Genomic DNA, 12,288 nt, shown 5'->3' on the forward strand with positions numbered 1-12,288 from the left:
TGAAATGATTACTCGAACAATCTCTATCGAAAACATGGATCAGGCGGATGAAGAAAAACTAAGCAAGGCTCTGAATGATATCTGGGGTGTCCGGAAGATTAAGCTGAATTCCATGAGTGGTGAAGCAGTCATCTCATTTGATGAAGATGCTGCCTCCTTCATGGATTTTGAACAGGCGATCAAAGACTGCGGATATAACATTCTATCAAGCGATGAATAAGGGGGTGTTATTTTGGCAAAGGTCTGTGAAATCTGCGGGCATAGGGAGGAAACAGAGGAAGAGGAATACAGCTTTGATATGCTGATCATTTGCCCGGATTGCTCCAATGATCGTGTTCATCCATTTTCCTTTGAAAATTAATAAAGAACTCCTGCCAGATATTCCGGCAGGAGTTTTACTCATTATTCCGTGACAAGCTGTCCGCTTGCTCTTTTTTGTTTCTTCGCAGTTCTGATTTTCTTGATGTCTCGCTTCATCAGCAATGAAACGATGAAGCCGATGGCCAGCATGGTGCCAAATACATAGAACGTAATCGTATAGCTTTGCGTATTTTCATATAAGCTGGATACAAGCATAGGGCCGACCACTCCGGCGATGGACCACGAGGTAAGCAAATAACCATGAATCGCGCCAAGCTGTTTGGTTCCAAACAGGTCCCCGATAAAAGCCGGAAGCGATGCAAACCCGCCCCCATAGCATGAAACAATGATATAGAGGAAAACAGAAAAGATAAACGAGTTTGTGATGAATGGAAGAATGAAGAATGCAGCTACCTGGATCAGGAAGAAGGTCATATATGTATTTCCTCTTCCAAGATAATCGGATGCAGACGCCCAGCCAATTCTTCCGCCTCCATTAAAGAGGCCCATAATGCCGACGATGCTTGCAGCCGTGATGGCGCTTGCCCCAGTGATTTCCTGGGCCATTGGAGCGGCAACTGAGAGAATCATGATGCCTGCAGAAATATTGATGAACATCATAATCCAAAGAAGCCAGAAACGCTTGGTCTTAATCGCTTCATTGGCAGTCATTTGTGCCAGGTCTGTCTTTGCCGGCCGCTCTTCCCTGCTCTCTTCCATTCCTTCAGGTTCCCATCCTTCAGGCGGCTTTGCGATATAAAGCGAACCCAATATCATCAGAATAAAATAACTGATTCCCAGGACATAGAAGGTTGTCGGAATTGAAGTTGCGATCATTAATCTGCTTGCAATAGGGCTTGTGATCAGGGCCCCTGCACCAAAGCCCATAACGGCCATTCCGGTTGCAAGCCCCCTTCTATCAGGAAACCACTTAACCAATGTGGAGACAGGTGCAATATAGCCGAATCCGAGACCCAATCCCCCAATGACACCGAAGAAAATCAGGAATAGGATATAATTCTCCAATTGAATGGCGAAGCCTGACCCAATAATCCCTATTCCAAAGAATACTGCGGCAATCATGGCTGAAACTCTAGGTCCCCGCTTTTCCACAAACCGGCCAAAAAAGCTGCCGCAATCCCAAGAATAAAAATGGCAATGGTAAAAGCCAGTGAGACATCTGTTTTTTCCCAGCCGAGCGCTTCTTTCAAGGGATTTTGATAAACACTGTACGCATATACTGAACCGATTGATAAATGAATGGCGACTGCTGAAAGGGCAATCAGCCATCTATTCTTGTTCGCCATAAAGAACCCCTTTCCTGATGATTGTTTTATTTATTCCCCTAATGGGAAATAAGCTCCATGCTATTTTTTACCTTCCCAAAAAAGCCTGTCTCTAATCCTATTAGAGACAGGCTTTCCGAAAATCATTTTGATGCGAACCCTTTTTTCAGTAAATAGATTTCTGTTCTGTAATTATGAACAGCCTCGTCGAATGGCAGCTCCCCCGCAAATTTTTTAACGATATTATGAAATGTGACAGAAGAAATAATCTGCATCATATGAAAAAGCTCGTGTTCGTCCTGAATATTAAGCCGTTCCTTATTAATCAGATTGCTGATTTTCCTGAAATCCTCATTCAGGTCATTTTCACCGAAGCTTCTTGCCATAACATGTTCAATTCGATGCGTCATATTGAGAAACAAATTCCTCAAAAACTGCAGATTTTCTTTTTCCTCTGTAATGATGGCTGTATAAAAATCGACCATCGCATCAAAAATATCGCCATTATTTTTGCGGAGCGCTTCCAGAAAGAGAAGTTTATAAGAAGAAACATGGCTATTCAATAAGTAGAAAAACGCATCTTCTTTGTCGTCAAAATATTGATAAAAGCTGCCGCGCGGGATTTTGGCATCTTTTATGATATTGGATATGGATGCCTGATAAAGCGGGACGCGGGCAAATTCCTTTTTGGCCGCCTGGACTAAGCTGCCCCGTTTGTCTTCAGGCAAATTGAAAAAAGTAATTTTGGGCAAATTCGGTTCCTCCTTACTGCCAGTCTCTTTTTTCCTCCTTTAAAAAATGGATAAAATAAGGGACTGCCTTTCTGGGATTCTCATTGATCAGTGCCTGATATCTTGTTTTAATGGGATCAGAAGCCCATTGGCTTTTAGTGATCCGTTCTTTAATGTACTGAGAGCTCAGTTTCTGAATTTCCAGCTGCTGATGTTTCCCTTCCTTAGACAGCGCGAAACCAAGCGCGCCGATAATGGCGTAAATCAGGATGGCTGCCGGCGATGTTTTCTCATCCTGAACGGTGAAAAATAGGGTCATGAGATTGATTAATGACAGAATAATTAAGGGTGTTGACCAAAAAATATATCTGGATGCTTTTTTCATAATGGGAGTTATCTTTTCTTCAAGCTGCTCCAATTCTCTTTTTACGAAATTCGGCATATCTGTCCACACTTGCATCTATTTCGTCTCCTTTAAGTTTTTATCCCTTTCCCGGCCAGCAGTAATTGAAGGCTTTCAGGGGAAAAAATCATGTCTTCATCATCTTCCAGCTGTTTTAGACCAATCATTTCCTCATGGATATTCTCCATTTTCCGATCGAGGCGTGAAGCCGTGTCAGCTGCCTCTTTCAGTTCATTCACTATTCTTTGCGGAATTTCTTTATTGTACTTGTAGTAAATCTTGTGCTCAAGGCTCGCCCAGAAGTCCATGGCGATCGTCCTGATTTGAATCTCAACTGGAACCAGCTCTTCCCTGTCAGACATAAAAATGGGAATCTGGACAATCAGATGCAGGCTCTGATAGCCATTTGGCTTTGGGTTCTGAATATAATCCTTGCATTCGAGCACGGTTATATCCTTCTGGCTTTCAAGCATGGCTTTGATTTTATATATATCGGACACAAACGAACATGTAATGCGGACGCCAGCAATATCCCGAATATTTTGCTGAATGGATTCTAAGGAAATCTCCAATTTTTTTCTTTGCAGCTTTTTAAACATACTTTCTGGTAATTTAATTCGTGATTTTACATGCTCAATCGGATTATAGTCATGCACATACTGAAATTCTTCTTTCAGGATATTTATTTTGGTGTTTATTTCTTCCAATGCGAACTTGTAGGACATCATAAAACGCACTAAATCTGTCCTTAGTTCTTTAAGTGACATTTGCTCAGGCATATTGGTGACCATATGGGCTCCTTTGAATTTTCGCCTTATTTTTGAGAGGCTTAATATTGGATGGCTTTTTGCAGATTGCTGCATTTACTCCCTGTTTCTGCAATTCAGCAATAAGCAATTGAATTTTGGACAATGCTTTCACCTCGATGTGACACTGTGTCATCCTTACAATTGAATTGTATATGACATCGTGTCACACGTCAACCAGTTATGACACAATGTCATAAATTTGCCTTCTTTTGAATTAATGGATAGCTCTTTTAGAAACAAAGCTCAGCCTATTTACATGTCACCACTTTGAGCTGTATAATAAATAATTAGTTACTCTTGATAACTATTACTTAAGGTAACCAAATTGGAGGTTTTTAGAATCGAAACATTTCAGCGTTTTTTTCATCAGCTTGTGCTATTGTATCGCCCATTTGAGAATAGGCTGAACAATGAATTAAGCAGGCATCATTTATACAGGGCTCAATGGTCCATCATGTATTACTTGAATAATGATGGCTCCGGCACACTGGTGGAGCTTTCACATTATCTTGGCGTTGAAAAACCAACGGTGACAAGGACGATTGCAAAATTGGAGGAGATGGGCTATTTAGAACCTGTTCCGACTAAAGACAAACGGGAAAAAAGAATGCAGCTGACCGATACTGGCAGGAGGGTTTATCAGGAGGTCCGCGTTACTATTGATGAATTCGAACAGGACATTCTAAGAGGAATTTCAGAGGAGGAACAGCTGGAAGGGATTCGCCTGATGAGCGAAATCCGCAAAAATTTAATGCAGGGAGAGTTATAAATTGAATCAGCCTAATCCGAAGCTTTGGACAAAGGATTTTATTATTGTTTCATCCGTTAATTTTTTCTTAACATTGATTTTCTATTTACTGATGGTGACCATTGCTGTCTTTGCAGTGGATTACTATAGTGCCACAACCAGCCAGGCCGGGCTTGTTACGGGCATCTTTATTATTGGAACGCTCATTGGCAGGCTTTATATCGGGCGGGCCATTGATAACATCGGGCGTAAGAAAACACTTTTTATCGGTTTGATCTTTTTTACGCTGACAACACTTTTATATTTTGTAAACGCCGGAATTGCTTTCCTGCTGACTACCAGGTTTATACACGGCATTGCTTTAGGTGTAGCAAGTACGGCGACAGGGACCATCGCTGCACAAATTATTCCTGCAGCACGCAAAGGGGAAGGAATTGGCTACTTCAGCATGAGCACAACGCTGGCGACTGCTGTAGGGCCATTTATTGGCTTATTGATGATGCAAAAGGTTTCTTTCCAACTGATTTTTGCCTTTTGTCTGGCAATCGGCATCATTGCCCTGATTACATCCTTCTTTTTATATGTTCCTGCAACAGAAACCTCTGGTGTGAAAAAGCAGGGCTTCCAAATTTCCAGCTTTATCGAGCCAAAAGCAGTCCCTATTGCATTCATCACACTGGCAATCGCATTCGGTTATTCCGGGGTCCTCTCTTTTATCAACTTTTATGCTATAGAAGTTGATTTAGTGAAGGCTGCGAGCTTTTTCTTTCTCATCTACTCGGCAGCTGTCCTGGTTTCACGTCCATTTACCGGACGGCTGATGGATCTTAAAGGAGCAAATTATGTAATGTACCCCGCTTTTATCTTATTTGCGGCAGGCATGTTTGTCCTTAGCACAGCTAACAGCAGTTTCACGTTGCTTTTGGCTGGTGCGCTAATTGGGCTGGGCTTTGGGAACATGCAGTCCTGCACCCAGGCAGTGGCCGTCAAGCTGACACCCGCTCATCGGATGGGATTGGCGACGTCAACGTTCTTTATCTTTCTTGATGCAGGCTTGGGATTTGGCCCCTATTTGCTGGGATTCATTATTCCGATTACAGGCTATGGCAGTCTATATGGTATAATGGCAATCTTTGTTTTATTTTCAGCCATTTTATATTATTTCCTTCATGGGAAGAAGGAATCTGCAGCCCTAAAAAAATTGAACACATCTGTTTCAGCTTGAACCTAAGGCATTGCAAAATAGAAAAAAGCCATGGACCTTTTTACCGTCCATGGCTTTTGATCGTTTTAGTTCTGAAATACTGTAACCGTTTTAGGGCTCGTGGTCACTTTAAAGCCCTGCTTGTTTGATACATCTGCACTAATGGTGTAAGTCCCATTCGGAAGACCTGCGTCTGGAGTCCACTTCAAGTGAATTTCATGTTCATTTTCCACATTGATTGTGTCAACGGTTTTTCCGGCTTCATCTTTAATGTTCACTGTCCAGTTAACGCGGTTGTTTGCAAATGCATTAATCCCTGCTGGCGTGTTTGCATTCACATTTTTATTAGGATAAACACTGAAGTAGCTCACTAGCATCCCCTCATCTATATAGGAAGGATCCCCCCATACAGCATAGCTCTGGTTCAATGCATGGTCGACACCCAATACGACAACGCTCTTCGGTTCTTCTTTTACAAGGGCTGACGTTTTTCCAGGTTCGAGCGGCATATACTTCCCGTTATACCAGATGATGGCACCATTATAGCCGCTTCCCCCTTCGTTATCTTCTGACTTGAAGGAAATTTCATATTGCCCGTCCTTTGGCTGTACCTGAATATCCGAGACGATTGGTGCAACAGAATCTACGTGAACCGGAAGCCTTACTTCCTGAGGCTTGGCATCCTTGTAATCAAGTGTTGTTTTGATTACATACTGATAGGTTCCATCCTCAACGAATTGCCCATGTTGATTCTTAACATCCCATAAATATCCGTTAATCATATAGTCACGGAAAGCCATGATATTTTTGCGGAACTTCCAAGGCTTGCCTGTAAATTCACTGAAGTCGCCTAAATAGTTGACCATTTCCCCTTTATCATTCTCCACGTACATTTCTGTCTTTTGTAAATTGCGGAAAGCTGTAAAAGTTGGGAAAACACCTGGCAAAACAGCATTAGGAGAAATCACAATGCGGTCCATATTAAAGGTTCCGGTATACGGATCATATCCCATCGGGAACTGTGCTCCTTCATCGTTCCATAGGACTGTATATCCTAAGAAGGCATCTTTTTCCCATGCAGCCGGGTCGAGGTTTTGCGGCTTGTCCCATTGACCAAAGTAGCCCATATATGGAATTGTCAGCGGCACAGCGGCATCACTGTTTTTACCTGTTGGCACAAGACGGACATATCCTTCGACAAATGAGCCCTTCTTAAAGCTATCCGGCAATTGAATCTGTACATCCAGACTCTTGTTTTGTCCTGGCTTAATTTTAAGCGTTTTTCCTTTTTCATCGGTCACTTTTTCACCATTGACGATGGCAGAAGCACCTGAGATCCGCTTGCTGGTCATTGTTAAATATTCCTTGGCATCCAAATGACCGTCGTTGTCCAGGTCAAACTCTTTTGTTTCTGTTTCGTCTGTTAAAACATCAACGTACACTTTATATTCGAAATCTTTCACGTCAGCATTTCGTAGTGCTTCGACATTCAGTTTGAAGTGTGCTTTCTCATTAATTTCCTTTAGAGCAATCGCTCCTGCCTGTTCCAAAGGAGCGTTTTTATTTGTGACAAGCACAGGAGTTTTGATGGCATTTTGTATTTGCATTAATCCGGATCCCTGAACGCGTGGTGAGTATGGGACCTGGCTATTTGCCCGCGGATCCTGAATGATTTTTGATGTATTCATTAAGGCGATTTTCGCTTTTAATGCCGTTTCTTTGGATTGCGGCAATCCTTTTTCATATAATGCCTGAAGCAGCAAAGCTGATCCGCCTGCGACATGAGGCGCTGCCATGGACGTACCGCTCATTATTTCATATTCATTGCCGGGAACAGTGGAATAAATCCCTCCGCCTGGTGCTGATAGCTCTGGCTTGAAGTCAAGCGTGTGCGGCGTTCCAAAAGATGAAAAGTCTGACATGTTATCTTTATCAGCATTATCAACCCAAACACCTTTGCTCATCTGCATTTTCACTGTTTGTCCCTTGGACAGCTGTGAAATTAAAGCATTCCCATCCTCCTTGCTGGTAGTTGCTGCAGGGGTTAAGTACTGACTAAAGTACAAGAAAGGAAAATCAGCTTCATCATGAGGCGGTACAAGGATAACCGCCTTGGCACCATTTTTCCTGGCTTCAGATTGAACATATGAATATAAACCATATTTTTGATTTGGTTTTGCCACGACTATTTTGCCGGCGACATCTTTTCCGGCAAAATCAGCTGTCTTTCCTTCCCCTACATATACCATTTCATAGCTTTCTCCTGATGTTAACACCTTTGAAAGTTTGAAGTTTACATGGGTCTGATCCTGGTATGGAAGCTGCAAGCCGTTTTCATCAGTAAGTGAATTCATATGCAATTTGGTATTTTCATAGGATGCTACTGATAACGCAAACGGGCTAACAGATGGTTCTCCAACAGTGCCGATATCCGGATTTTCCGCATATGGCTTGGCAGAAGCCTCCAAAATATTATTTTTAGTACTGTAAGATGAATTGCCTCCAGCAACTACTACCAGGGTACCCTGCTCAGTTGCTTCCCGGATTGACTTTTGGATAGGATCATTTTCCTCTCCTACAAAGCCGGCATCTGACCCAAGACTCATGTTAATGACGTCGGCCCCCATTGCCACAGCGTGTTCAATTCCAGCAATAATATCATCTTCATAAGCTCCACCGCCATTATCAGAAAATACTTTTTCAGCTAATAACTGTACACCCGGAGCAATACCCTTGACCCCATCATTTTTCTCATTGCCATTAGCACCAACTGTACCAGCTACGTGCATGCCATGCGGATTTCCATATTGTCCGCGGGGAATGACATCCGTATCTTCATCTGCCCAGTCATAGCCTGTCGGCACTTTGTCGCTATACCAGACATCATGAATAGCCGTATCAGCGAGTTTTGCCTGGATTCCTTCCTCGGACCATTTCTGTTTGTCTTTCCCTTCATCCGTCAATGTCATATCCTGGTGTGTATAGTCCAATCCGGAGTCAACTACAGCAACAAGCAGCCCTTCCCCTTCATAGCCATGCTGCTCCCAGACCTTTTGTGCCTGGACCAGCTCCTTGCTGGCACCCATGGATGGCTGGTATGTTCTCGCAATATGTACGTTAGTGACACCAGGAATTGCCTGTATTTCTTTTACATTATGAAACTCGGTTTCCAGGCTGAAACCATTAAATCCCTCATAAAAGCGATGCTTCACTTTCTTGAAAGATTTCTTCTTGGAAAGCGCTGAAATAACCTCGTCTTGTTTTGCCTTCATTTTACTTTTTTTGCTTTGTTTCGCTTTTTCAGCAGCTGCCGGCTGTTCGACCTCAACAATTACTCGTAAAATTTCATTTGGCTCATATGGTTTCGTTAACCCTTTTTCTTTCAGATCTTTATATCCCAGCTTGTCCACTGCATTTGCTTCAGTCTGATATTGCTGATCCAAAAATATTTTATGCCCCTGCTTGACAATGTCTTCAACACTTGGAGCCTTGACCTCATCATCCTGAGCTCCTTGTGCCGATACTGTTCCCCCAAAAAGCATTGCTGCTGCCAATGCAGAAGCCAGCACCTTATAGGGTACCCCTTTTTTCACTTTCATTTCACTCCCGCCCTTTCCCATTGAAAAATCTATATTTTTTAACTTTTCATAAAATTAATTGTAGGGCCGGGTCTGAGAGAAGTAAATTGGGGGAATCTGAAAGGAGGGATCCGTTAAATTTCAGAACTTTATATCCAGATCGAAGGATTTCTTCCTATTTTATTAGTGTAAAAGACACATTTCCTTATCTATTTTCTATTAACTTTTTCACTTTCTGGTAAAAAAGGCTTTTTCGAATTACCCCAAATTGAAACCTTTAAAATCCTCATAGGAATAATATCCCAATAGCCTTTGGGAAAAACAGACATCTGACATTTCCTGGCTATCTGTTTCCAGCTGACAAGGTATGCTACGATAATATTCAGAACCACAGGGGGGATGCTGTTTTGAAGGAAGGCTTAATTATAAAATATTACCGGGAACGGGCTGGATTGACCCAAACACAGCTGGGCGAAGGGATTTGTTCTGTGACTCATATCAGTAAAATAGAGCGGGGACATACACAATATTCGTCTGAAATCACAAATCTGATCTGTAAACGGCTGAAAATAGATCTTATAAAAGAGCTTGAAAAGTATGATATGCTGGAGACTAAACTTCATGAATGGCTGGATGCCATGGTTAAACAGCAAAAAGAAGATATAGAATTAATTAAAGAGGAATTAGCCCAAAATCCTTACCTGCATTTTTCGGAAACAAAATATTTTCATTCAATCCTTTTGGCTCGCTACCACCTCATGCAAGGAGAGTACGATAAGAGCAAAGCGCTTTTAGACAGCTGCCAGAAAGCTTGGAACACACTTGATCGTTTTGAACGGAGTCTTCTCGAACATCTATGGGGCATTTATTTTCTTAACTTACAGAATTGCAAAGAAGCCATCGCCCATTTAAGGAATATAAATCCTAAAGATTATAATAACCATGAATTTTATTTTCACCTCGCAACCTCTTCCCATTTGATGAATGATAAAGTAAAAGCCTATCACTATGGCACCCTTGCACTGTCCCATTTCCGGGAAACTAATAATTTTAAAAGAATTCTTGATACAGAAACCGTCTTGCTGATACAAATGGGTACAAACGACCTTTGCCAATTTGAAAAAACCGTCAAGCAGTATCATACATTAATCAAATCCTGCCGTGCTCATAAAGAAGAAGCGAGGGAAATGAACCTTTGGCATAATCTTGCCGTTGAATACTTTGCAAAAGGCTTTTATTCAGAAGCGGGTGAAGTTTACAAAAAGCTATTGGATCAGTGCGAGGTTAATCCAAACCCGCCTTTAAAATTAAGCGCTATACGAGGCTATGTCCATAGCTGCCTTAATCTGGATTTTTATAATAAACAAAATCTCAGATCCTTGCTGGACGATGGCCGCTGGCTGGCTGAACAAATTCAAAATAAAACCTACCAATATGTTTTTTATATGCTCGATATCCTTTTAGAAGATAAAGACATAGAGGATTATTATCTCTTTTTAGAAATCACATTCCTTCCCCACCTGCATGAATTAGGGAATAACACATTAATCAGCCTTTATGAAAAAGAATTATTTCAATATTACAGGAACTCTTCACAGCACGAAAAAGCATGCAGGCTTGCTGCCAAATACTTCGAGCCTCTAATCCATTAAACAGTAGAAAAATCTCTTATATTTCATAGGAGATTTTTCTTTTTGCCTTCTTTTCTGCTTCTTAAATTTGAGTCTTTTGTCATCATTTCAGATTTACCCCTCCCAAAGGATCTATGTCCTCTGTCTCTAAAAATTCCCCCAAAAAGGAAAATATTAGATAAAAGTTAATTAAGTATTTAAGAGACATCTGCATGAAATATTCACCTTCAATAAATAGATAAGGAGATGATCGCATGCTGGAAGGGGAAATTATCAAATTCTACCGGGAAAAATCAGGACTTACACAAGCCATGTTAGGCGAAGGGATTTGCACTCCTACCCATGTAAGCAAAATCGAAAGAGGAAAAACTGCATATTCACCTGAAATTATTTCACTTTTCTCTGCCGTTTTAAATATAGACATTCAAAAGGAAATTGAATACTTTCGGGATCTGGACAAGCGCCTGCAGGAATGGCATAAAGCCATCATCATGTATAGATTAGCCAGGGCTGAGGAAATCAAAAATGAACTGGAAAGCTCACCCTTTATTTATTCTTCTAAATATGCAGCCCACTATCTTCTTTTAAAGGCAAGATATCATTTCCTGCATCAGGAATTAGAGGAAACATCCCGGATCATTAAGAAAATAAGCAATGAGTTTCCTAACCTTTCCCCTTTTGAGAGAAATTTATTTTACCATGTTCAAGGGATGTATTATATTAACCAAGCAATAAAACCTGATAGCCCGGATCAGCAAAAGGCACTTCAGGTATTAAAAAACATCGATATTAATGAATATGGCAATGAAGAATACTTTTATCACCTGGCAATTGCCTATCATTATATCGATTCAAAGATTATGGCTTACATGTTTGCTGAAAAATCATTGCAGCATTTCAAAAACACGAACAACTACACGATGGCGATAAAAGCGGAATCTATTATCCTCCTGCAGATCAGCAGTGATATCTTGACCGACATGGATAAACTGGCAGAACGATATAATCAACTAATTTGGGACTGTGAACGAATTGGATTTCAAGACTACAAAGGCCTGCTAAACAATAATTTAGGATTTGAGTATTTTAATAGGGAACAATATGCTGAGGCAAAGGATTGCTACAAACAGGCCCTGCGTTTAGCTGACAGGAATACAATCATTTATCTTCAGCGGTTATACTCTTATCTTAATTCCTGTATAGAAGGCAAATTATCAGGCAAAACAGCCCTTCTTAAAAAAGCATGCGAAGGGATTCAGGTGTCAAAGGAGCTTAAAAGCACTTTATACTTATCGTTATTTAAACTTTCTAAATACCAGCTTAATCATCAGCGCGAGAAATATTTTACGTATCTGGAAGAAAAGGCTTTCCCTGAATTTGTTAAGATTAAGCATATGATTCTTATGCGCAGGTATGGCAAAAAGCTTTATGAATATTACATCGAGACAGGAAATCATGAAAAAGCCATTCATCTGAACAGGCAGCTTGAAGGCAAAAAATTAATTAATGTGTAGAAAAATCCCTTGAATCTTCTTTCA

10 protein-coding genes and 1 pseudogene are annotated in these 12,288 nt (G+C 41.1%); 6 read left to right on the plus strand and 5 right to left on the minus strand.

Going from position 1 to position 12,288, the window contains the following annotated elements; genetic code table 11:
• Window positions 1-4: 4 nt before the first annotated feature.
• Together ACXAD1_RS11810 and ACXAD1_RS11815 are read left to right on the plus strand one after the other, a co-directional pair.
• Window positions 5-220, plus strand: coding sequence for a heavy-metal-associated domain-containing protein (locus tag ACXAD1_RS11810; protein ID WP_206839484.1), 216 nt, complete (start codon window positions 5-7; stop codon window positions 218-220).
• A gap of 12 nt (window positions 221-232) precedes the next feature.
• Entirely contained in the window at window positions 233-361 is a 129-nt protein-coding gene (locus ACXAD1_RS11815; RefSeq protein ID WP_258759952.1) for a zinc ribbon-containing protein, read from the plus strand.
• Window positions 362-402: 41 nt separating this feature from the next.
• Here the strand turns inward: ACXAD1_RS11815 and ACXAD1_RS11820 are convergent.
• From ACXAD1_RS11820 to ACXAD1_RS11835, 4 genes and pseudogenes are all read right to left on the minus strand, one after another.
• A pseudogene (locus ACXAD1_RS11820) lies at window positions 403-1,667 on the minus strand (L-lactate MFS transporter).
• A gap of 122 nt (window positions 1,668-1,789) precedes the next feature.
• Window positions 1,790-2,398: a TetR/AcrR family transcriptional regulator gene (locus ACXAD1_RS11825; RefSeq protein ID WP_370223298.1), complete on the minus strand. Its 609-nt coding sequence runs from the start codon at window positions 2,396-2,398 to the stop codon at window positions 1,790-1,792.
• 13 nt (window positions 2,399-2,411) lie between these two features.
• The gene (locus ACXAD1_RS11830; RefSeq protein WP_474910095.1) at window positions 2,412-2,837 is read right to left on the minus strand and encodes a DUF5392 family protein; all 426 of its coding nucleotides are present in this window, start codon (window positions 2,835-2,837) and stop codon (window positions 2,412-2,414) included.
• A gap of 14 nt (window positions 2,838-2,851) precedes the next feature.
• Complete coding sequence (locus ACXAD1_RS11835) at window positions 2,852-3,571, minus strand: GTP pyrophosphokinase (protein WP_474910096.1); 720 nt, start codon at window positions 3,569-3,571, stop codon at window positions 2,852-2,854.
• 343 nt (window positions 3,572-3,914) lie between these two features.
• Between ACXAD1_RS11835 and ACXAD1_RS11840 the strand changes: the two genes are divergently transcribed.
• Both ACXAD1_RS11840 and ACXAD1_RS11845 read left to right on the plus strand, forming a co-directional pair.
• Window positions 3,915-4,358, plus strand: a complete 444-nt coding sequence (locus ACXAD1_RS11840) for a MarR family winged helix-turn-helix transcriptional regulator (RefSeq protein WP_211202537.1) — start codon at window positions 3,915-3,917, stop codon at window positions 4,356-4,358.
• Window position 4,359: 1 nt separating this feature from the next.
• On the plus strand, window positions 4,360-5,562 hold the full coding sequence (locus ACXAD1_RS11845; RefSeq protein WP_474910097.1) for an MFS transporter: 1,203 nt from the start codon (window positions 4,360-4,362) through the stop codon (window positions 5,560-5,562).
• A gap of 65 nt (window positions 5,563-5,627) precedes the next feature.
• Here the strand turns inward: ACXAD1_RS11845 and ACXAD1_RS11850 are convergent, their stop codons facing one another.
• Window positions 5,628-9,140, minus strand: coding sequence for a S8 family serine peptidase (locus tag ACXAD1_RS11850; RefSeq protein WP_474910098.1), 3,513 nt, complete (start codon window positions 9,138-9,140; stop codon window positions 5,628-5,630).
• Between the two features lie 386 nt (window positions 9,141-9,526).
• Here ACXAD1_RS11850 and ACXAD1_RS11855 point away from each other — a divergent pair, with 386 nt between their 5' ends.
• Window positions 9,527-10,771, plus strand: coding sequence for a helix-turn-helix domain-containing protein (locus tag ACXAD1_RS11855; RefSeq protein ID WP_474910099.1), 1,245 nt, complete (start codon window positions 9,527-9,529; stop codon window positions 10,769-10,771).
• A gap of 233 nt (window positions 10,772-11,004) precedes the next feature.
• Window positions 11,005-12,264: a helix-turn-helix domain-containing protein gene (locus tag ACXAD1_RS11860; RefSeq protein WP_474910100.1), complete on the plus strand. Its 1,260-nt coding sequence runs from the start codon at window positions 11,005-11,007 to the stop codon at window positions 12,262-12,264.
• The last annotated feature ends 24 nt before the right edge of the window (window positions 12,265-12,288 follow it).

This window comes from Cytobacillus sp. ABV4_503 (assembly GCF_056158445.1).

Bases quoted from the DNA above. Each gene is read 5' to 3' on its own strand.
- ACXAD1_RS11810 (WP_206839484.1), top strand. From the start codon at position 5: ATGATTACTCGAACAATCTCTATCGAAAACATGGATCAGGCGGATGAA.
- ACXAD1_RS11830 (WP_474910095.1), bottom strand. From the start codon at position 2,837: ATGCAAGTGTGGACAGATATGCCGAATTTCGTAAAAAGAGAATTGGAG.
- ACXAD1_RS11835 (WP_474910096.1), bottom strand. From the start codon at position 3,571: ATGGTCACCAATATGCCTGAGCAAATGTCACTTAAAGAACTAAGGACA.
- ACXAD1_RS11850 (WP_474910098.1), bottom strand. From the start codon at position 9,140: ATGAAAGTGAAAAAAGGGGTACCCTATAAGGTGCTGGCTTCTGCATTG.
- ACXAD1_RS11860 (WP_474910100.1), top strand. From the start codon at position 11,005: ATGCTGGAAGGGGAAATTATCAAATTCTACCGGGAAAAATCAGGACTT.